General features: G+C 46.5%; 22 protein-coding genes. 17 read left to right on the forward strand and 5 right to left on the reverse strand.

Features of this window, described 5'->3' with window-relative positions:
• Window positions 1-18: 18 nt before the first annotated feature.
• From JFQ59_RS11245 to JFQ59_RS11255, 3 genes are all read right to left on the reverse strand, one after another.
• Window positions 19-333, reverse strand: coding sequence for an AzlD domain-containing protein (locus JFQ59_RS11245; RefSeq protein ID WP_202320601.1), 315 nt, complete (start codon window positions 331-333; stop codon window positions 19-21).
• A gap of 4 nt (window positions 334-337) precedes the next feature.
• Window positions 338-979: an AzlC family ABC transporter permease gene (locus tag JFQ59_RS11250; RefSeq protein WP_202320602.1), complete on the reverse strand. Its 642-nt coding sequence runs from the start codon at window positions 977-979 to the stop codon at window positions 338-340.
• Window positions 980-1,061: 82 nt separating this feature from the next.
• Window positions 1,062-1,307: a hypothetical protein gene (locus tag JFQ59_RS11255; protein WP_202320603.1), complete on the reverse strand. Its 246-nt coding sequence runs from the start codon at window positions 1,305-1,307 to the stop codon at window positions 1,062-1,064.
• A gap of 50 nt (window positions 1,308-1,357) precedes the next feature.
• On the opposite strand from JFQ59_RS11255, the gene JFQ59_RS11260 reads away from it, so the two are divergent.
• The 12 genes from JFQ59_RS11260 (at window position 1,358) to JFQ59_RS11315 (ending at window position 13,176) form a co-directional block, all read left to right on the forward strand.
• Entirely contained in the window at window positions 1,358-2,173 is an 816-nt protein-coding gene (locus JFQ59_RS11260) for a metallophosphoesterase (protein WP_202320604.1), read from the forward strand.
• Window positions 2,174-2,245: 72 nt separating this feature from the next.
• Window positions 2,246-2,710, forward strand: coding sequence for an NADH-quinone oxidoreductase subunit J (locus tag JFQ59_RS11265; RefSeq protein ID WP_202320605.1), 465 nt, complete (start codon window positions 2,246-2,248; stop codon window positions 2,708-2,710).
• Window positions 2,707-3,027, forward strand: coding sequence for an NADH-quinone oxidoreductase subunit K (locus JFQ59_RS11270; RefSeq protein ID WP_202320606.1), 321 nt, complete (start codon window positions 2,707-2,709; stop codon window positions 3,025-3,027). The genes JFQ59_RS11265 and JFQ59_RS11270 overlap by 4 nt, the downstream gene beginning before the upstream one ends.
• Window positions 3,024-4,487, forward strand: a complete 1,464-nt coding sequence (locus tag JFQ59_RS11275; RefSeq protein ID WP_202320607.1) for a complex I subunit 5 family protein — start codon at window positions 3,024-3,026, stop codon at window positions 4,485-4,487. The genes JFQ59_RS11270 and JFQ59_RS11275 overlap by 4 nt, the downstream gene beginning before the upstream one ends.
• Window positions 4,484-6,406 (forward strand): NADH-quinone oxidoreductase subunit 5 family protein, encoded by a 1,923-nt coding sequence (locus JFQ59_RS11280; protein WP_202320608.1) that lies wholly within the window; start codon window positions 4,484-4,486, stop codon window positions 6,404-6,406. Before JFQ59_RS11275 ends, JFQ59_RS11280 begins: the two co-directional genes overlap by 4 nt.
• Entirely contained in the window at window positions 6,403-7,617 is a 1,215-nt protein-coding gene (locus JFQ59_RS11285) for an NADH-quinone oxidoreductase subunit N (protein WP_230972478.1), read from the forward strand. Before JFQ59_RS11280 ends, JFQ59_RS11285 begins: the two co-directional genes overlap by 4 nt.
• 3 nt (window positions 7,618-7,620) lie before the next feature.
• Entirely contained in the window at window positions 7,621-7,995 is a 375-nt protein-coding gene (ndhC, locus tag JFQ59_RS11290) for an NADH-quinone oxidoreductase subunit A (protein ID WP_202320610.1), read from the forward strand.
• Entirely contained in the window at window positions 7,988-9,040 is a 1,053-nt protein-coding gene (gene nuoB, locus JFQ59_RS11295) for an NADH-quinone oxidoreductase subunit NuoB (RefSeq protein WP_202320611.1), read from the forward strand. The genes ndhC and nuoB overlap by 8 nt, the downstream gene beginning before the upstream one ends.
• A 5-nt stretch (window positions 9,041-9,045) precedes the next feature.
• Window positions 9,046-10,278, forward strand: coding sequence for an NADH-quinone oxidoreductase subunit D (locus tag JFQ59_RS11300; RefSeq protein WP_202320612.1), 1,233 nt, complete (start codon window positions 9,046-9,048; stop codon window positions 10,276-10,278).
• 11 nt (window positions 10,279-10,289) lie between these two features.
• Window positions 10,290-11,390: an NADH-quinone oxidoreductase subunit NuoH gene (gene nuoH / locus JFQ59_RS11305; RefSeq protein WP_230972479.1), complete on the forward strand. Its 1,101-nt coding sequence runs from the start codon at window positions 10,290-10,292 to the stop codon at window positions 11,388-11,390.
• Window positions 11,387-12,142 carry a 4Fe-4S binding protein gene (locus tag JFQ59_RS11310; RefSeq protein WP_202320632.1) on the forward strand — a complete coding sequence of 252 codons (756 nt, stop codon included), beginning with the start codon at window positions 11,387-11,389 and terminating at the stop codon, window positions 12,140-12,142. The genes nuoH and JFQ59_RS11310 overlap by 4 nt, the downstream gene beginning before the upstream one ends.
• Entirely contained in the window at window positions 12,139-13,176 is a 1,038-nt protein-coding gene (locus tag JFQ59_RS11315) for a Coenzyme F420 hydrogenase/dehydrogenase, beta subunit C-terminal domain (protein ID WP_230972480.1), read from the forward strand. Before JFQ59_RS11310 ends, JFQ59_RS11315 begins: the two co-directional genes overlap by 4 nt.
• Here the strand turns inward: JFQ59_RS11315 and JFQ59_RS11320 are convergent.
• Both JFQ59_RS11320 and JFQ59_RS11325 read right to left on the reverse strand, forming a co-directional pair.
• A complete protein-coding gene (locus tag JFQ59_RS11320; protein WP_202320615.1) occupies window positions 13,173-13,739 on the reverse strand; it encodes a DUF447 domain-containing protein in 567 nt (188 codons plus the stop codon). The genes JFQ59_RS11315 and JFQ59_RS11320 overlap by 4 nt on opposite strands.
• A complete protein-coding gene (locus JFQ59_RS11325; RefSeq protein WP_202320616.1) occupies window positions 13,736-14,578 on the reverse strand; it encodes a triphosphoribosyl-dephospho-CoA synthase in 843 nt (280 codons plus the stop codon). The genes JFQ59_RS11320 and JFQ59_RS11325 overlap by 4 nt, the downstream gene beginning before the upstream one ends.
• Window positions 14,579-14,646: 68 nt before the next feature.
• Between JFQ59_RS11325 and sucC the strand changes: the two genes are divergently transcribed.
• The 5 genes from sucC to polC all read left to right on the forward strand — a co-directional run bounded on the left by sucC (window position 14,647) and on the right by polC (window position 21,546).
• Window positions 14,647-15,783 carry an ADP-forming succinate--CoA ligase subunit beta gene (sucC, locus tag JFQ59_RS11330; protein WP_202320617.1) on the forward strand — a complete coding sequence of 379 codons (1,137 nt, stop codon included), beginning with the start codon at window positions 14,647-14,649 and terminating at the stop codon, window positions 15,781-15,783.
• A gap of 4 nt (window positions 15,784-15,787) precedes the next feature.
• Window positions 15,788-16,660, forward strand: coding sequence for a succinate--CoA ligase subunit alpha (gene sucD, locus JFQ59_RS11335; protein ID WP_202320618.1), 873 nt, complete (start codon window positions 15,788-15,790; stop codon window positions 16,658-16,660).
• The gene (locus JFQ59_RS11340; RefSeq protein WP_202320619.1) at window positions 16,657-17,283 is read left to right on the forward strand and encodes a S4 domain-containing protein; all 627 of its coding nucleotides are present in this window, start codon (window positions 16,657-16,659) and stop codon (window positions 17,281-17,283) included. The genes sucD and JFQ59_RS11340 overlap by 4 nt, the downstream gene beginning before the upstream one ends.
• Before the next feature lie 108 nt (window positions 17,284-17,391).
• Entirely contained in the window at window positions 17,392-17,958 is a 567-nt protein-coding gene (locus JFQ59_RS11345; RefSeq protein WP_202320620.1) for a hypothetical protein, read from the forward strand.
• A gap of 162 nt (window positions 17,959-18,120) precedes the next feature.
• Window positions 18,121-21,546 (forward strand): DNA polymerase II large subunit, encoded by a 3,426-nt coding sequence (gene polC, locus JFQ59_RS11350; protein ID WP_202320621.1) that lies wholly within the window; start codon window positions 18,121-18,123, stop codon window positions 21,544-21,546.
• Window positions 21,547-21,576: the final 30 nt, after the last annotated feature.

Genomic DNA, 21,576 nt, shown 5'->3' on the forward strand with positions numbered 1-21,576 from the left:
TTTGTTAAAGTTTTTCCTTCAAACCTGGGACAGATAGTAGGATAACACCAGATGTGCCATCACACCAGTAAGCACGGAAACACCCAGATTTTCCCATTTTCTGTAGGTCGCAAACACAAAAGCCAAGGCCACAATGCCTGTCACCTCCTTTTTCGCCTCAATCGGAAAAGACACGAAAGAAGTGACGAATAGCGCCGAAAGTATGGCCGTTGACGAGTGCACGATCAAATCCCTGTCGAATCCTCTGAGTCTTTCACCAAAAATCATCGGCAAAAATCTTGTCAGGTACGTACCGACTGCAACCAGTATTACTGCAGCATAGCCTTCCAGCATTCTCTCACCTCCTCATTTTGAGCATCAATGGCGTCAGGATGGCTGCGAGCAGTATTCCGGTGGAGGTGCTGCCTAAATAGTGGAACAGCAGTGCTATGCTCCCGCCAATAATTGCAGATAGCGGTCTGGAATTCCGGAGATTTGAAATCAGGAGCACGAAGAACAAAGCGGTGAGTGAGAACAACAGGGAAGGGGCCAGAATTTTATTTGAGAGCAAAACTACTCCACTGAGAACTCCAATGACCGTTCCTGAAACCCAGGAAAGATAGGCTCCGACCTCCAGACCCAGCACGAATCTCTCATTCTTTACATCTGATGAATTATCCAGAGATACGGCAAAAACTTCATCTGTCAACCCAAATGCTGTCAGAGCCGGCCTTCTGATCTCAAATTTCTGAGAGAGGATGTAGCCATACACAACGTGCCTCAGATTTAAGATTACCGGGATAACCACAGCGTTTACAAGGGAGTCGGGAAATAATGAAACCAGCGCAAACTGGCTCGCTCCAGCAAATATCAGAACTGATGCGAGAATTGCCTTAACCTTGCCGAACCCCAGCGAAACTGCAACCACTCCAAAGGTCATGGCAACAGGTAGATAACCGATTACTATGGGAAAGCTGGCGACGAGACCCCTTCTGAACATTCTTGCCCATCCTTTATTTCAGAATAAAAATGTGTCTGGCATCGCCGATTTAAAGATAGTTGAACAGATTATCAACAGAAATTTAATTCCTGAAGCCCTGCAATTTCGCTCTTTCGTACTCTTTGTTTATCTTCTCCAGCTCTCTCTCCTCAACGTATGGAATTACTGCACCGCATGAAAGACAGAGCCACGGATACGGGTACACTCCTCCACCAAGCCTCGAAAGACCTTTTCTCCACGGTTCCTTCCAGAAGTATCTGGCATATCCCGCCTGTTTTGTCCTTCCTTTAATCATGATACCCCCACAGAGCGGGCACTTCTTTTCCATGACATGTCAATGAGAGCGCAATTTATTAGTCTTTGTGTATCACATTCAGCATGTACCTCACCGAGCTGATTGAGGAAGCTGCCAGCAACATGCCGAAAGAGAAGATGGTAATAATTGAGGAGGATTTCGTTACAGTCATAGGTGATGTGCATGCAGACATTGAGGCTTTAAATATAATCGAGAAGAAAATTAAAGGTTATGCAATTTTTCTCGGTGATTACGCAGATAGGGGAAAATACCCGATTGAGTGTTACGAGAAAATTCTTAAACTCTTTCTGGAGGAGAGAGCTCTGCTTTTAAGAGGTAACCACGAAAATACGGGTGTTTATCCTCATGAACTCCCATATCAGCTTGAGGAGAGGCTAGGTGAGGAGGGGAGAGAGATCTATGAATTACTTGTTAAAATGTGGCAGAAAATGCCGGTTTCAGCCCTCATCGAGAACAAGTTGTGGCTGGCCCACGGTGGAGTTCCCACAAAAAAATGCATGATTGACGTGGATGGATTGAGGTTTTCAGAAGTCTCAAAACCAGATGAGTACACGATGCTTGAGATCATGTGGAACGATCCTTGGGAGAGGGAAGAATGCGGGGAAAATCACAACAGGGGTGTGATGTACTTTTACGGTAAAAAGGCAACGGATGTGCTGCTTGAAGAGCTTGGTGTTAGGGCTGTAATAAGATCTCACGAGCCAAAGAAGGTGCTCAGAGTGGAACAGGATGGCAGGGTTATAACCATTGGCTCCTGTGCAAATCCCTACGGCATTGATGAGTTCGCAGTACTTCTGATTGACCTCAGCAGAGACTTTGGAAACGGCTGGGATATCGCCAGAAAGTTTGGAATGAGGTTCTCAATTTATAACGTTTAAACTGCCTTAAAAAGGTAGGATTGTTCTACTGATTTAGTAAAATTTATTAGTTTGTGGCTTTGAGTTGCTGACATGAACATCGAGACACTGATAATTGCTGTCGCAGGCGTTTTTGCAGTTGCATCATCCATCGGTGTTCTGCTGACGAAAGATAACTTCTACGCTGCCTTGTACATGTCGGTTACCATGCTTTTCGTAGCAGCGATTTACGCAGCCTTCAATTTGCAACCGGTGGTTGTTATAGTGGCCCTCATTTTTGTTGGGGCAGTTGGGATAGTTACGGTGGCTGTGGCTGCAACCTACAGGGCTAGAGTATCACGGCAGGTGAGTCTGTTTTGGACGCTGCCAGTCATCATCGTCTTCGGGATTTTGGCCTACGCCTACTACGGCCTTGCTGTTGAAAACCTGGAGATAACGAATCAGGGGGTGTTTTCAGCACTGCCAACCGATTACTTCTTTGTCGTTGTGTTCCTCTTTTCACTCGTTGTTGTAATGATGCTATCCGCAGTAAAACTTGCACGGGGGGTTGACCTGTGATCGATGTAGGGGTTTCTCAGCTTTCCGTAATTTTAACTGTTTCCGGAGCGATTTTACTGATTGCTTATCTGACAGCGGTTTCATCCAAGGACCTCATAAGACTTCTCATAAGCCTTGAACTGATGTTCGCAGCAGTATTTCTGGCTATTCTACCATTGTTCTCCATAAATCCCTCTATGGCGTATGCAGTGGCCATAGTTACTGCGTTTACAAGCAGTGGTGAATTGCTGGTCCTGATTACCGCCATAATAATGCTCGACAGAAGAAAGAGAGGTATAGAAGTCGAAAAGGTGGCTGTGGGAGGGGATAGCATATGAGTTTGGAAAATACTCTGGCAATTTCAATTCTAATTCCCCTTTTCGTGACCTTTATTCTACCGGCACTCAAACCGAGGATCGCAACTTGGGTTTCTGCGATGTCCTTCCTCATCCCCATGGCGGTCACTCTCGGCCTTCTCATCACCCTTCAGGAATTCGAAATCCCGCTGATCAATCTCGGCCCTCCAATCGGAGATTTCTACCTTCTGGTAGACCCGATAAGCAACGCCTTTGGTTTCACCATTTGCCTTGTCTCAGCAATGGTTGCCCTCTACTCATGGCCCTACATGAAACACAGGTTTGAAGAAATGCTGGAAGCTGGAGAAACAAAGGATACAAACTGGGAATTCAGAAAATACTGGTTCCTTTACAATCTGTATGCTGTTGCGATGCTCTGGCTGGTTTATGCAGGTAATCTCATTCTGCTCTACATCTTTCTCGAAATATCCCTCCTGGCATCTTTCCTGCTAATCTACATGTACGGATACGGCAATAGACAGTGGGTCGGGATACTGTACTTCGTCTGGACGCATATCGCAGGAGTTCTTGCTCTGCTTGGATTTCTCATGGTTGGTTTCGAAAATCAGACCCTCGCCCTTCACAGCCTGAAGGTTATTGGGTTTTTACCGTGGCTCCTGATATTCCTCGGAATGCTCGTTAAGCTTCCAGGTCTCGGGCCGCACATATGGCTGCCATGGGCACACGCTGAAGCTCCAACACCTGTCAGCGCTCTCCTAAGTCCCCTGACTGTCGGTCTTGCAGGATACGTCCTGCTCAGAATTTACATGGTGGATTCCTCGTTTATTACCCAGTACAGGGACATCATAATTGCGTACGCAGTAATTTCAAGCGTCTATGCGGGATTTTCCGTTTTCAAGCAGAAGGACTACAAGAGGCTTCTTGCCTACTCGACGGTATCCCAGATGGGATACGTTTTGATAGCACTCTGCCTCGGCAGTTACGGGCTTGTTGGTGTGGTTATACAGTACATGAGCCATGCTTTTGGAAAGTCAATCCTTTTCATGACTGCGGGTGCGATAATCGCCTCATTCCACGGCTTAAGAGACGTTAACAAAATGGGCGGAATGCATGAATACGTACCAACAGTGGCAAATGCGGCGTTACTGGGTTTCATGACTCTGAGCGGTATACTGACAATAGGGATGTTCGGAGAGTTCTACATTCTTGCAGGACTGACCCAGATATACGGTTTCAATCTTTCTGTGATTCTGGCAGTTGTGCTCGTCTTCACAATTTCTGGGCTTTACAGCTTCTATACCATGAAAATAATCTACTACGGAAAACCTGCCGGATACGAGAAGCCGAGAATAAACAGGTTGCTGGACTTTCCGCTGTATGTAATAGCATTCTTTAGTATTGCGTTCATATTTCCACCGCTCTCCACAGCACTGCTCAACGGAATGAAGATTCTATTCGGAATTGGAGGTGTGGTACCATGATGGAGCTCCTGGCCTTGTTGTTCTTTTCACCAATCATAGCCAGCTTTCCAATAGCAATAGCCTGGGGCATGGATCCCAGACCTGATTGGGCGAGAAAGCTGCCGGTTCTTTCTGTCCTGGGCCTCTTCATCTCCCTCTGTATTGCCATCTACATCCTGTTCAATGTTGGTGAGCTATCTCCCGAGGCTGAGCCGATAAAGTATACAGTTTACTGGCTCCCGGAGTTCAACATCAATTTTGTCTTCATCTTTGACTACCTCAGCAAGCTCATGGGTGCTCTGACTGCAGTGATAGCATTTCTGATTGGGGTTTACGGTCTCGAGTATATGAGAGATGACTACAGGCTTGGCTGGTACTGGTTCTTCTTCAATCTGTTTACAGCATCAATGCTTCTTGTTGTTTACAGCGACAACCTCTTGATGCTGCTAATAGGCTGGGAAGGTCTTGGCATAGCCTCATGGGGCCTCATCGGGCACTGGTTCAGGGACGATGATGAACTCAGCTATGTTGGGATTCTGAAAAGGAAAGTAGCAGGACTGAACATGTTCTGGTCACCAAGCACCGGTGGATGGAGAGCGATTTCGACAATTAGGGTTGGAGATATGCCAATGTTCTTTGCTATCGGTGCCCTTTTTGCGCTTACAGGAACTCTCAACATCAGCGAAATCCCGTGGGCGGGACTGGAGGAGAAGATTGGTGTTGTTGGCATTGTTATCCTCATGATTGCTTTTCTGATGGGGCCCTTCACCAAGTCAGCTCAGCTACCTTTCAGCGAATGGTTGATGACGGCCATGACCGGCCCAACAACCGTCAGTGCATTGCTGCACTCTGCAACGATGGTTGCTGCCGGAACCTACCTCTTCATGAGGCTTAGCTGGTATATAGAGCCCTGGAAACTGCACCTTGAGGGTTACGAATACGTGTACATCCTCGTCCTGTTCCTAGGCCTTGCATCTTCCCTCTACGGTGCTCTCGTTGCAACAAGTTCTCTCGAGAGAAAGGTTCTGCTTGCAGCATCGACGATGTCCAGCCTTGGCCTGATGTTTGCATCCGCAGCAGCAAGCTACTGGATCGGGAAGTTTGCGATTTTAGTTGCATTCTGGTATCTGATCACCCACGCCTTTGCAAAGGCAACTCTCTTCCTAGTTGCCGGACACCTCATTCATGAAACCCACGACAGGTTCCTTGGTGGTGATACCGAGGTTGCGAAGAAGCTCAAGGCCGCATTTGTCGCTACTGTGGTGGCCACAATATGCCTTTCGGGGATACCGCCGTTTACCGCATACTGGGTAAAGTCCGGAATGGATGGAGTGATGCACACTCTCGAGCATGAGTTCGGTTATATACCTCTGGTACTGCTCGTAACGATTTCTGCAATTTACTCCGGTTTCCTCGGTAAATTCCTGAGCATGAACTTCTTCAAGGGTAAGAAGGTACATCTGCACCTTCACGGCGGGGAGATAATGAGCTCCGCATACCTGGTCATGGTCTCCATGCTCTTCGTGATACTCGGACTGTATCTTACCGCCCATGTGGAGCCGTTCAGGGAGTTCTTCCAGGAAGGGCTTGTCACGTCGTCTTTAACTGTGGGCCTGATAGTGATTGCTGCGTATTCGATAGGACTGTTTAAACCACAGATTGAGTCTCCGGTTGGGAAATTCTTGGGAGATAGAATGTATATGATGTTTCTGAACGACTACATAGTTCCAAAGTTTGGATGGGCAGTTGCAAGGGTGGTCGAGTATGGAAACAGGCTTATTGACTATACCTGCCACCAAGCAATTCCACAGATGTTTGAGGTATACTCCGTTGGTATAAGATTCATTCAGAATGGGAAACTTGAGAGGTACCTCCAGATCGTTATAGGGTTCGTGATGCTGATTGTTGTGGTTGCTGTGGCAGCGGGGTGGATATTATGATTACGGAATTGCTTGCATCTCTGATTATCCTGGCTCTAGGATCTGCAGCAAGCTATAAAGACAAGAGAATCTCATTTGTACTCAGCATTTTTGCAGTCCTTCTGGTGGCAGTTTCAGGAAACGCCATCTATTCAGCGCTGATAGCATTCGTTGCAGTTCTGAACCTTCTCTCTCTGTTTGTGATAAGGGAGAATCAGATTGCAGGCTCTGACTATGCAATGATTGGCATAATGGCGGTTGCTACACTTTACGCCTTTGTCGTTGATGACCTGGCGGTTATGCTAACTTTATTCGTTGTGGTTTCAGTACCGACCTACCTGCTGGCGATGGTGAGTGACAAGGGAGTGAATGTGGATGTTGGCATCAAGTACGTCACATTTATGGTCATAGCGACCGTACTGTTTCTCATAGGCGCGGTGCTGCTTTATTCTGCCAACTCCAACTCCCTGATATATTCAATAGCCTTCCTGATGCTCATTGTTGGTCTGTGCATGGAGGTAGGTGTCGCTCCTGTACACGAATGGGTTCCGGATGTGTTCTCCTCTGCCGATCCTATCCCTGTCTCAATAATCGCCTCACTTGCCAAATTTGTCCCGTTCATAATTGCCTACAAAATAATTATTGCAACAGCGACGCCATCCATTGGCATGCTGATGCTGATTGTAGGTTTAATCGCAGCCGCTTCCATGTTCACAGGAAACATTGGCGCTCTGACCACCAACGATCCAAGCAGAATTCTTGCCTACTCGACTGTTGCAAATATGGGTTACATTCTAGCAACCTTTGTTGCGATAACTGCAGGAAAGGAGTATGTTTACTTTGCCATTGCAGGAGGTATTCTGCAGCTATTCGTAAATTCATTTGGCAAGATAGGCTATTTCGCAAGCATAAAGAATGGCGGAACGTCTCCCATAACCGCATACATGCTCACGTTCTCCTTCATCGGTCTACCACCTTTGATGGGGTTCTGGAGTAAGCTCTTCATAATCTACTCTCTGGTCTATTCAAGCTACATCTGGCTGGCAGTGATTCTTGTGCTGAATTCGGCCATCTCTGTACCGTACTACGTCAGGCTGGCAAGATTGCTTGGAACAGGATGGAAGTTCTCACTGGCCAATGCAGTGGTGCTATTTGCAAGTGTGGCCATGCTTCTAACTCTGATACCGCCAGTGTGGTTTGTAGATGTGGTTTCATTGATGAAGGGGGTGTGATAAATGACCCTGGTTGAAAATGCCCTGATTGTGGTGATCGTGATTGCAGTGGCTCTGATTACCGATGTTGCGGTGCTTTTACTGGCGAAGCTTTTCCCCAGATATCGCCCAACAGATGTTAAGATGTCAAGATTTGAGGCGGGCAACCCGCCACTCGGCATTCCCAAGTGGACTCTGCCCATGCAGTACATCGGCTTCATGATAATGTTCATGGCGTTCGAACCCATTCTCGTATTGCTTTTGCTTTTCTCAGGTGCACCAACTCTGGATGTATTTGCCTTAACGATTCTGGCGTTCCTTCTGATGCTACCGGCAATTTACGTGGCCTATCACTACTCACTTGAAATTGCAAAACTCAGAGGTGATGTACATGGATGAATTTGTCGATTTCATAAGAAGCGGTCCACTTGGGCCCTTGAAGAAGTGGGGGACGAGATGGAGTTTGTGGCCGGTTCACCTCGTTACTGCCTGCTGCGGGGCAGAGCTTGCACACGCATTTGCCTGTGGTTATGATGGTGAACGTATAGGAGCGCTTAACTACGGTATCGCAAGGCAGACGAATCTGATAATTGTGGAAGGTGCGATTACAAGGAAAATGGCAAAGGTTCTTAGAATCACGTGGGAACAGATGCCAGACCCGAAGTTTGTTATTGTAATGGGAGCGTGCGGTCTGCAGGGCGGCATTTTCTGGAATGGATATCACATGGTTAAACCGTCCGATGTCGTTCCCGTTGACTTTTTCATTCCAGGATGCCCGCCCACTCCCGAGGCGTTGCTGAGGGGAATCAGACAGCTTCAGGAAAAGATTGTTACGGGTGAAGCAAAGACCTCGGCAGTTTTTCCAGAAGTCCCCCTCGAAAGTGGAAGAAAGCCGAGAGTCCTGCCGAGAAGTCCGAAAAGGATCTCAAAGGCTCCTGCTGTGATCGTCAACGTACCAAAAAATGTTGAGTGGGAATACGGGCAAAAGCTGGTTGGGGAGATAAAAGCGAAGGTTGATGCTCTCTCTGTAACGATAACGGGTAAAAACAGAATTGCAATAAAGGTCGGGAGGGGCGATATCCCTAAAGCTGCAATGAAGCTCAGAGAAATTGGCTTTGACCATGTCAAGAATGTAAATGTTATTGATGTTCCAAACGAGGACAAGTTCATAGTGGAATATTACTTCTCCAGCTACAGCGTTAAAGAGCTCATGCCCGTGCTGGTTAATGTATTTGCGGATGTTCCAAGGGAGAATCCGAAAGTTAAAAGCCTTGCAAAGATGTTTCCGAGTGCGGACTACCTTGAAAGAGAGATGCATGATTTCTTTGGAGTAGTGTTTGAGGGTAATCCGTGGACGGGCAGGAAATTCCTTCTGGCTCCAGATGCTCCTGAATATCCACTGAGGAAGGACTTCAAACTTGAAGAAGAGGTATACTCGAGGTGATGAAAATGGAGGAGTACAGCATTGATGTCCCGGTCACACCTCCTGCCGAACTGAGATCGCTGTTTATCCCAATCCCTCCCGAGTATGTAGAGGATGCATACAAGAGCGACGACTTCCTTGTTCTGGTCGGCCCTCAGCATCCGGGAAGCGGTCACATGAGGCTTATAGTAAGGGTAAAGGGTGACATAATCCAGGAGGTAATCCCCGATCCCGGTTATGTCCACAGGTCGATGGAGAAGCTGGCAGAAAACAGGCTCTACATTCAGAACATACCTCTGGTGGAGAGGCCGGCAATTATGGATGCCGCAAACTTCAATTTGGGTTATATCAGGGTGATCGAAGATGCTCTTGACATAGAGGTTCCTGAAAGAGCCAAGTACATCAGAACAATGCTCGCAGAGCTTTGCAGGGTTGGAACCCATCTGTACGATGCTGCAATTCTTGCAGTGTTCATTGGACACACAACGGGCTTCATGTATCCGTTTGGGATCAGAGAACTGATCTGCGAGGCGCTTGTCAGAGTCACCGGTGCGAGATTCACATCCTCATTCATAATACCGGGCGGTGTGAGGAGAGATGTTGATGAGAGCACGCTGAAATGGATCTATGACATGACGCTGGCGATGGAAAAAAGAATCAAATCGTTCGAGAGGATATTTATCAAGAACCCGACTGTAATAGCAAGACTGCAGGATGTTGGAGTACTGAGCAGGGAGGAGGCAATAAAGTACGGCGTTGTGGGTCCGTTTCTGAGAGCAAGCGGTGTTGAGTATGATGTGAGGAAAGTTGAACCCTATGAGGTTTACGATGAACTTACGTGGGAAATACCCGTTTCCGATGCAGGTGATGGCTACAGCAGGTTCCTCGTAAGAGTTAACGAGGTTTCACAGAGTTTGAGTATAATAAGGCAGTGCATCAAGCAGATGCCTGAAGGCAGGGTTATAAGCGAGCAAATCTCTGAAAACGGAAGCGACATAAGGGGATCTTTCTATGACAGCCTGAGTAACATCGTCCTTCCTTCTGGAGAATACACAACACTGACTGAGGGTGCCAGAGGGACGATAATCTTCACCATTGTGAGCGATGGAGAGTCCAACGTTCCGTACAGGGTTAGAATCGTGAGTCCGGGATGGCTCTACCTCAAGGGATTCATGGAATCGATGAAGGGTGAAAGACTGGCAGATTTGCAGGCAATTTACGGAAGTTTCGGCTACTTCCCGCCGGAGGCTGATAGGTAGGGGTGATGGAGATGGTTGTAGAAATTCTAAACTATATTTACCAGATCTTCTCTTCAAACATGATGAACATTCCGCTGATTGCACCAATAGTCGACTATCTGATGAAAATACCTCTGATTAACATAATAGTTGCCCTGATACTGTGGAAACCCTTTTTCTCAGTGATAATAATGCCTGGACTGGCAGTCCTGATGGTTTATCTGCTCTACATCGTGTGGTACGAAAGAAAGCTAACCGCAAGGATCCAGTGGAGAGTGGGACCTCTGGAAGTTTTCAGACCTTTAAGAGGGGCAATTCAGGCTCTTGCGGATGGTATCAGATACTTCTTCCAGGAGGCCATAATTCACAGAGATGCTCACAGGCCCTATTTTGTTCAGCTTCCCATACTTGCCTTCATTCCTGTGCTGCTTCCGCTGATATTCATTCCTGCGGGCAGTGCTGTCGGAATATACACTCCATACGCAATCCAGCTAATCGTAACGTTCATAGCTTTAATTCCGATAACGATAGTGGCCATAGGCTGGGCTGCAAACAACAGATTTGCCTTTATAGGCTCTGTGAGAGAGGCCTTCATGTATTTTGCCTATGAAGTGCCGCTCCTGATAGCTGTAATCTCCATGATCTTCCTTTATGGCAGCGGTGATCCATACGTTGCAGTTGAGAAGCAGGGAATAATTCCCGGAGCAGTTCTCAACCCGGTGGCCTTCATTGTTTACATAATTGCAATGCTCATGGCCACATCTCGTCTGCCGTTCGAGATTCCAGAGGCAGATCAGGAGATTGCATTCGGTCCATTTGTTGAGTATTCGGGCATCCTTTTCGGTCTTGTCATGGTTCTGGCATATGAGAAGCTCTATATCATGACACTGCTCTTCACAATCCTCTTCCTTGGAGGGTGGAACGGAATTTACTTCCCGCTCCTGGGAGATCTGAACGGGCCGCTGTGGATGACGATAAAAACCTTCGTTGTGATTTCAGTACTGGTCATTGTAAGGTCGATATACGCCAGATACAGACTTGACCAGGCGCTGAGAATTAGCTGGACATCAATGCTTGCACTCTCCATAATTGCCCTGATAATTGGTGGAGCTGTCGGAGTGTGGTTGTCATGATCAGGCTGGGAAAAGTTAAAACGGACCCTGTTGAGAATCTCAAAAGACATGCGGAGGCGATTGGAGAAGCTGTAAGGCAGGCAATCAAGCCTGACAGAATTACAGTTGAATATCCGAGAGAAAGGAGGAGATACCCTGAATGTTTTAGAGGCTTTATTATCTTTGACAAGGAAAAATGCATAAGCTGTTACAGATGTGCTCAAATCTGCCCTGCGAATGCTATCCAGATGGAGTATTATGATAACGCCTACCCGGGGATAGACTACGCAAAGTGCATTTTCTGCCACTTCTGCGTTGACAGCTGTCCGACCGGTGCTCTCAATACAAGCAAGGTTCATGATGTGGCATTCAAGACGATGGAAGAAATGAAACTGAGCACAAAGAACATAATGAAAATCCCTGAGGTGGTCAGGGAAGAAAAATTCACGGTTGACTATTACGTTGACAAAAACGTATGGAAACTTGTGAGAAAGAAGGAGCTGGACAGACTTGAAGTTGAGCCCAAGCCTGTAAAGGTTAGGGAAAGAAGGGCTGCCTGCATCGAACCTGAAAGCTGTATCGGTTGCAGACTCTGTGCCAGTGTATGCCCGCAAAATGCGATTGTGGTTGAAAGGTGTGAGATCAGCATAGACGAAGAAGTTACGGGGACTGGATGTGTTCTTGAAGTTCACACTGACAGATGTACCGGTTGCGGACTCTGTGTGAGACAATGTCCGATGCAGATTTTGACCCTTCAAGAGGTGGGAGAATGATGGCGAGAGAGTGGCAGTTCCCTCTGCCAGAAAAGAAGCACAAGAAAAAATACTTTGGCAATCTGAAGATTGAGGTGATTGACACTGGGTACTGCTGTCACTGCGCCGCATGCGCGTCAATCTGCCCGGTGGAGGGAATAACAGCCGGAGACGCTCCCATAGACTTTCCCAACTGGATTAAAGAGTGTGTGGATTGCGGCGCATGTATTAAGGTATGCCCCAGATGGGACTACACTCCGAAAAACGGTCTTGGAGAGTACACGGAACTTGTTGCTGCAAGATCGAAGAGATTTGTGGGGCAGGATGGGGCAATGGTTACAGAATTCACAGCCTCAGCCCTCGAGATGGGCATAATCGAAAGGGCGATTTTCGTTGCGAGAGACTCCAACTGGAGGACGAAGATAGTTACTGTAAAGTCTCCAGAGCAGCTCTATGATCGCAAGATTACTGGAACGAAGTACTCTTATGCGGACGTTTTGCCTGCTTTGAAGGAAGCAGTGTTGAAGTCGGAAGCTGTGGGTTTTGTTGGAACCCCATGCATGGTAACTGCTGTCAGGAAAATGCAGAAAGCATTTAAGAAATTTCAAAGAGTAAAACTCTCCATCGGTCTTTTCTGCACTGAAAACTTCTATCATCACCAACTTTACGAATTCCTGCTTGAGAAGGCAAACGCAGACTTGAGAAATGCCGTTAAAACGGACATAAAGAAGGGAAAGTTCATTGTGGAGATGAAAGACGGCAGCAAAGTGAGGATACCTGTAAAGGACTTCGAAGAAATCATCCCTTCAGGATGTAAGGTGTGTCAGGATTTCACGGCAGTGGACAGCGATGTCAGCATCGGAAGTGTTGGAAGCGCAAACAGATTCTCTACAGTTATGGTCAGAACTGAGGTTGCGAAACAGATTCTTGATTACATTAAAGAGAAAGATTATGCTGAGTTCAGGGAGCCAAAGCTCGAACTTGTACAGAAGCTCTGCGATCACAAGATAAAGATACACCCGTGGCCACCCAAGAAAAAGAAAGAGGAAGATTAAATCTTCTCCAGAATTATTTTAAAAGCATTTTTTTCTTTCTCAGATCCACATTTCCGTGCAATTTCGCTGTAGTATACTATTCTGTTTTTCAACTCTGCTTTTTTAGCCTCATCCTTTATCGCAACAAACCTTGTAGCATGCACAAGAGCCTCAATCACGGCGTTGAACCCCCTGTTAACTGCCCTGAATTGCCTCTGCAAAACCTCACCATCAACAAGTTCCAGCACTGCATAACCCCCCTCAAGTCTGGCGCTGAACTCGCACCATGCCATTGCCCCTTTGATAACCGGTGGATTGATTGATTCGAAGTATTCCGGCCCCAGATCATCAAATGAGGCCAGTGCGAATATTACAGCATCCCATATAACATTCGCAAATAGTCTCCCTTCTCTTTCCACGTTCTCTCTTGTATGTGATCTGTAAAGTCTGACTCTGGCCATTCTTGAGCTGCAATCCTCAACGATGATTCCGATGGGGGCAGTGTTTAGACTGCCGTCAGCTTTTCTGGTAATGGCGATTATCTCGTTTATACCTTCGGTAAACCCAAAATCCGCGAGTCTCACACTCTCCACCCCTCCACAATTGCAAGGTATATTGACGAGGCGGTCAAATCCGCTATTGTACCTGGATTTGCCCCATCTTTTAGCAGTCTTTCATCAAGCGCTCTGATCTTATCCGGACTGCCGGCGGCGTTTTTCGAATACTCCATAATCTTTTTTGCGTAATCAAACCCCTTCTTTGCGATTATGAGAGGATCCGGATAGCGAGAAAGCAGAGAATGGTAGAGAGAAACTATCGTTTCGTTTGGATCTTTATCTGAACTCAGAATGAAGTCCGCACCGGCAAGACTGATGGGATAACCGTCTGTAAGCTCTTTCGCTATAAGATTCTCTCCAGGAGCAAGCTTCATCCATCCATAAATGTTTACTCCACTCTCAGCTATCTCCCTCTCTGTCCCGGAACTCTGGAGATTCATTTTCTCGGCGCCTATCACTCTCGCTTTAGCAAGTTTAAAGGCGTCGAGAACTCTCAGACTGTCTTCGTAATCTGTTCTTTTCAGATTTTCAACAGCCACGTTTGCCATACCATCCTTATCTCCAGCTCTCCACGCTGAAACCAGAGGAACCAGCAATAAGAACGCGCCGAAATGAACATTCTCTGCCCTGTGCCATTTCATGCTCTCTCTCACGGCCATCAGGATACCCTCCCCGATTCCCATTTTGCCCTCCGCAACCTCCAGAAATGCCGGATATGCGCCAACAGAGGAGGCCAGAAACTGCTCGTACCTCAAATCTTCAAAATTATGCTCTCTATCGACATTTCCGGCTTTGGGATTTCCAGAGACTTCCAGAAGCAATGAGAGGCAGGCCGCCGTGGCAGCGTCACTGGGCCTTCTGAGCATAACCAGCGTATCTGAGAGGTTAAAAATTCTTTTCCGCAAATTTAATTTACTTCTTAATGACTGATTTTATGAGACTTCATGAGTATCAGGCGAAGCAAATTTTCTCCAGACATGGGATTAAAACTGCAAAGGGAGAGATAGCTGTAAGTGTTGATGAAGTGGAGTCAATAGCGAGAAAACTGGGTGGAAAAGTTGTCCTAAAGTCTCAGATTCTGGTGGGTGGTAGGGGAAAAGCAGGAGGGATAATGAAGGCATTCAGTGTTGAAGAGGCTGTTGAAAAGGCAAAGGAGTTGTTTGGCAAGATTATAAAGGGTCATGTCGTCGAGAAAATTTACGTTGAGGAGTTGGTGCAGATTGAGAGGGAAATGTACGCAGGACTAACTGTCGACAGGGCAGGAAAGGGAGTTACGGCAATTCTCAGCTCCGTTGGTGGGATGGACATTGAAGAGATCGCTGTTAAACATCCGGAGAAAATTGCAAAGGTAACAATAAACCCCAAATGGGGACTCTGGGATTATCAGATAAGGCAGCTTCTGATCAACTCTCAGATGCCGAAAGATTACTGGAAAGAGGTGAATGCAATATTGAGAACTCTTTACAGCATCCTTATGCACTATGAGGCGGAGCTTGTTGAGATAAATCCCCTTGTTGCAACTCCGGAAGGCCTGATTGCTGCAGATGCAAGACTGAACATAGACGATAGTGCACTATTCAGACATAGGGAGCTTGAGACCTTCAGAGACTATACCGAAGCTGACCAGACGGAGAGAATCGCAATGGAGAAGGGTCTGAACTATGTAAAGCTTGATGGTACCATCGGAGTTCTTGCCAACGGTGCAGGAATGGCGATGTCAACAATGGACCTGATATATCTTCAGGGTGGAAAACCGGCGAACTTCCTGGATATAGGTGGTGGAGCTTCAGCAGAGGTTGTGAGGGAAGCTATGAATCTGATACTGATGGACAAAAATGTTAAGACTGTTTTCATAAACATCTTTGGTGGGATTACGAGGTGTGATGACGTAGCAAGAGGTTTGATACAGGCACTTGCAGAGATCTCGGTTCCGATCGTCGTCAGACTGGCAGGAACAAATGAGGAAGAGGGCAGGAGAATAATGGAAGAGTTTGCAAGAGAAAAAGAGAACGTTCATATTGTGGAGACGATGGAGGAGGGAGCCAAGAAAGCTGTTGAGCTTGGGAGGTGATTTTATGGCAATAATTGTGAATGAGAATACAAGAGCGATCGTTCAGGGTATAACGGGATACCAGGGCAAATTTCACGCTGAGAGAATGATGAAGTACGGTACCAAGATAGTTGCTGGGGTTACTCCCGGGAAAGGAGGGAGTGAAGTTCTTGGTGTAAAGGTTTACGATAGCGTAAGGGAAGCTGTAGAGAACACCGGTGCCAATGCGTCCGTGATATTCGTTCCTGCAGCATTTGCTGCAGACGCCGTAATGGAGGCTGCGGATTCAGGTATTGAGGTTATAGTATGCATAACCGAAGGAATTCCGGTTCACGATGAGCTCAAAATGTACTGGAGGGTTAAGGAGGCAGGGTCTGTGCTGATAGGCCCCAACTGCCCCGGGATAATCAGCCCCGGAAAGTCACATTTGGGGATAATGCCAACCCAGATTTTCAAACCCGGTAGTGTGGGCATCGTTTCCAGAAGCGGAACCCTGACGTACCAGATAGCCTATAACCTGAGCAAGCTGGGCATCGGCCAGTCCACCGTTGTGGGGATAGGGGGTGACAGGATAATAGGTACTGACTTTGTTGAAATCCTGAGCATGTTCGAGGAAGATGCCGAAACAGAGGCGGTCGTGCTGGTTGGAGAGATCGGGGGTAGGGATGAAGAGGTGGCTGCAGAGTTCATAAGGGAAGAGATGTCCAAGCCGGTGGTCGGTTACATTGCGGGCCTCACTGCTCCACCGGGCAAGAGAATGGGGCACGCCGGAGCTATAATCGAGGGAGGAGTTGGAACTGCAGAGTCAAAAATAAGGGCTCTGGAAAAAGCAGGCGTTGAAGTAGGCAAAACCCCAATGGAGGTAGCTGAGCTGGTTGCAAAGCTGTTTAGGAAATGAGGCTTGATGTACTGCTCGTAAAGAAGGGCTACTTCAGTACCAGAAGTAAGGCGAAGGAGGCGATTAGGAGGGGATTCGTTAAAGTCGATGGAAGGGTCGTGACCAAACCCTCAACGGATGCTGATCTCAATGCCAAAATCGAAGTTCTCGTTGATGAGAAACCAAAGGGTTACTGGAAGCTGAAGGAAATAGATAACCGTTTCAATCTTTTTTCCGGTAATGAGGTTGTTCTCGATCTCGGAAGCTCTGCAGGAGGATTCCTGCTCTATGCCAGCGAAAGGGCGAAGTGGGTGTACGGAATAGAGTACAGCAGAGAGTTTGAAGAGCAACTGAGGACCATAGAGAAGAGCAAGAACAACGTAAAGGTCTTTATTGCGGACGCATTTACCTTCAACGCTTCAGTTCTCCCTGAATTTGATCTGATCCTGAACGATCTGACCCTACCATTTTCCTCCTCAATGATTGCCCTCAAAAATTTTTTGCACAATCTGAAATCTACTGGTTATGTGTTATTTGTGCACAAGGAGGGAGATGGTGAGCGGGCAGATTTCCAGAATTTAAAAGTTGTTGACTCCTTTTCTTCAAAAAACAGGAGAGAAACGTATTATCTTCTTCGCAGATAGTGTATATCATAATCACAACTACAATATCCAACATTTTTATTGATTAATAGCGAAAAAATTAAATAGTGCGCATTACATGAAATGAATGTAAGAGTGGGGGTGTTAGCTGTGAGACTGGCCATATGTGCGGGAATAGTCATCTTACTGGTTGCTGGTTCGCTGCCCGTTATGGCGGAGGACTTCAGCATGAACGGTACGGAGTTTGCAGCAGCATTTATATCCAATACAATATCGAATCTGGACCTGGGATCCAAGGCGCTCAAGATGTTTTATGCAGTTAATACTACAGATACAAGCAGCAACCTCTTCCAGAACCTGTGGGGTTTGATTTACGGTGGAGTCCTGGTTGCGGGATGGAACAATCAGGTTACGGCACTGGTTCTTGACGAACTGGCGAACACGAGCAATACCAACCTCGATTCAGCGAGAACGAATATCTCGACTGCGATAAGATACATCGCCACAAACACAACAACAGTGTTTGGAGATACTGAAGGAAGCGCAGGACTTTCTGCCCTGCTTAAGTATCAGGTCAAGGCGCTGGAGAACAGGTCGGTGGAATACAACGGAGAACCTCTGATCCAGGCGTATGCAAAGGCAATTGCAGATACGATACACGATAACATACTGTTCATGATGGAACTTTTCAAAGCAATACCAGAAGCACTGAGCTGATTTATTATTTTTATATTCATCTTTAAGTATTAACAATTAAAGTATATACAGGACCTTTTTGGTTATAGGGCTCAAGGATTGGTGTAAATAGAATAGAAAAGAGTGATTATATATTCTCCGCAATCCAGAAACTTTAATTTCTGATGTGTAAATGGTAAAAAGATGAATCTGACTCTTGATGCTTTCTTCCCCCTGTTCGAATCGGAGCCAAATCTGGATTTCTGGAGGTTTAAAGAAATAAGAAAATATCATGATTTACTTTTAGCAGAACTTGAGCGAATTTATAAAATTGCGGAGGCTGCGAGGCAGAAAGGACTTGATCCAGAGCCACATGTTGAGATACCTGTTGCGAAAAATATGGCCGAGAGAGTCGAGAAGCTGATGGGCGTTCCGGGACTGGCAGAAAGAATTATCGAGCTTGAAGAGGAAGGAGTCAGCAGAGAAACCATTTGCTTCAGGATTGCTGAGGAAATTGTTGACGGAAAGTTTGGAGAAATGCCGAAAGAAGAGGCTATAGATAAGGCTGTGAGGACGGCAGTTGCTATAATGACCGAGGGCGTTGTGGCAGCCCCGATTGAGGGGATAGCGAGGGTTAGAATCGACAGTGAAAATTTCTTGAGAGTTTACTACGCAGGCCCAATAAGGAGCGCAGGGGGTACGGCTCAGGTTATATCTGTCCTTGTTGCGGATTACGTTAGGAGAAAGGCTGGAATTGGAAGATATCAGCCAACTGAGGAGGAAATTTTGAGATACTGCGAGGAAATCCCGCTTTACAAGAAGGTTGCCAATCTTCAGTATTTGCCCAGTGACGATGAAATCAGGCTGATAGTCTCGAACTGCCCGATTTGCATTGACGGTGAACCAACCGAAGATGCTGAGGTGGCTGGCTATCGCAATCTACCGAGAGTGGAGACGAACAGGGTGAGGGGAGGGATGGCCCTCGTTATTGCGGAGGGTATAGCTCTCAAGGCTCCCAAACTTAAAAAGATGGTGGATGAAATAGGAATAGAAGGCTGGGAATGGCTGAACAAACTGATTAAAACCGGAGGGGATGAGGAGAAGGAGGAAAAGGTCGAGATTAAGCCAAAGGATAAGTACCTCACAGACATAGTTGCTGGCAGACCCGTTCTGAGTCATCCCTCAAGGAAAGGGGGCTTTAGACTCAGATATGGAAGAGCCAGAAATTCTGGCTTTGCGACGGTAGGCATAAATCCTGCAACGATGTACCTGCTTGACTTTATCGCTGTTGGGACCCAGCTAAAGATAGAGCGCCCCGGAAAAGCTGGAGGTGTTGTACCCGTTTCTTCGATTGAGGGGCCAACTGTAAGGCTGAAGAACGGGGATGTTGTGAAAATAAGGACTCTCAGTGAGGCAAAGGCATTTAAGAATGACGTGGAGAAAATTCTCGACCTTGGAGAGATTCTGATAAATTACGGTGATTTTCTCGAAAACAACCACCCTCTGATTCCATCTTCATATACCTACGAGTGGTGGATTCAGGAGGCAGAAAAAGCAGGTTTAAGGGGAGATTACAGGAAAATCAGTGAAGAAGAGGCGTTAAAGCTGTGTGATGAGCACGGGGTACCTCTTCATCCCGATTACACCTATCTCTGGCACGACATTGAAGTTGAGGAGTACAAGTATTTGAGAAATTTCGTTTCGGACAATGGAAAGATAGAGGGTAAGCACGGAAAAAGTTCCCTGATACTCCCTTACGATGCAAAGGCAAAGGACGTTCTTGAGAAGATACTGATAGAGCACAAAGTCAGGGAAACCCACATCGTTATTGAGCAGTGGAGGGCATTTATAAGATGTCTTGGTCTGAACGAACGGCTGGAAAGAGTTGGAGAGGTCAGTGGAACAGACGTTCTTGAAATTATAAATTCGGTTTCAGGAATAAGAGTGAGGGCGAAAGCGCCTTCAAGAATTGGTGCGAGGATGGGCAGGCCAGAGAAGGCAAAAGAGAGAAAAATGAGTCCTCCTCCACATGTTCTCTTTCCCGTGGGTCTTGCAGGGGGAAATACGAGAGATATAAAGAATGCCATCAACTATACGAAGGACTACAATTCTGTAAAAGGTGAGGTTGAAGTTGAGATCGCTCTGAGAAAATGCAAGAAGTGCGGAAATGAGAGTTTCTGGCTAAAGTGTGACTGCGGTGGACTGACCGAGCAGGTCTACTATTGCCCCTTCTGCAAGATAAAGAATCACAGCAGAGTCTGTGAGAGATGCGGCAGGGAAACCAGAGGATATGCCAGGAGAATCGTGAACATAAGGGAGTTGTATGAAAAGGCAATTGATAATCTCGGGGAGTACGATAATTTCGGAACAATAAAGGGAGTGCTCGGAATGTCTTCAAAGATCAAAATGCCTGAAAGACTTGAAAAAGGAATTTTGAGAGTAAAGCATGAGGTTTTTGTGTTTAAAGATGGTACAGCCAGATTTGATGCCACAGACCTACCCATAACTCATTTCAGACCCAGAGAAATTGGAATAACGGTGGAGAAGCTGAAAGAGTTGGGATATGAGCGAGATTGCTCGGGAATAGAACTGAAAAGCGATGATCAGATCGTTGAGCTTAAGCCACAGGACGTGATACTACCGAAAAGAGGGGCAGAGTATCTTCTCAGGGTGGCAAATTTTATAGATGAGCTTCTGGTAAAGTTCTACGGAATGGAACCCTTCTACAATGCCAGTTCAATTGAGGATCTCATCGGGCATCTCGTGATCGGTCTTGCACCCCACACCTCCGCCGGCGTTTTAGGAAGGATAATCGGTTTTTCTGACGTTCTTGCAGGATATGCTCATCCTTACTTCCATGCAGCAAAAAGAAGAAACTGCGATGGTGATGAGGATTGCTTTATGCTGCTTTTAGACGGGTTGCTCAACTTCTCGAGGAAATTTCTGCCGGATAAGCGTGGAGGGCAGATGGATGCCCCACTGGTTCTGACAGCCATAGTTGACCCCAAGGAGGTAGACAAGGAAGTGCACAACATGGACATAGTTGAGAAGTATCCTCTTGAATTCTACGAAGCCACACTGAGGTTCGTGAATCCAAAGGACGTTGAGGAATACATCGAAAAGGTAAAGGACAGGCTGAAGGATGAAACAAGATTCTGTGGGCTTGGATTCACCCACGATACTGAGGATATAGCCGCCGGAGTAAAGGAGAGCGCTTACAAATCACTTAAGACAATGCAGGAAAAGGTTTATCATCAGATGGAGCTGGCCAGGAAAATAGCAGCAGTGGACGAACACGATGTGGCTGAGAGAGTTATCAACGTTCATTTTCTGCCCGATATTATCGGAAATCTCAGAGCGTTCTCCAGACAGGAGTTCAGATGTGTGAAATGTAATACAAAATATCGTAGAATCCCCCTTGTAGGAAAATGCACCAAGTGCGGAGGTAGATTGACACTTACAGTTCACAGCAATTCGATCATGAAGTATCTGGACCTATCGAAATACCTTTCAACGAACTTCAACGTATCGGAGTACACCAGGCAAAGGCTGAAATTACTTGAGCAAGAAATTAAATCTCTGTTCGAAAACGAGAGTGAGAAGCAGGTGACAATATCAGATTTTGTTTGACAATAGAACTATATAGTAGTAGAGTGTAAT

Source organism: Archaeoglobus neptunius, from assembly GCF_016757965.1.
Taxonomy (GTDB): domain Archaea; phylum Halobacteriota; class Archaeoglobi; order Archaeoglobales; family Archaeoglobaceae; genus Archaeoglobus; species Archaeoglobus neptunius.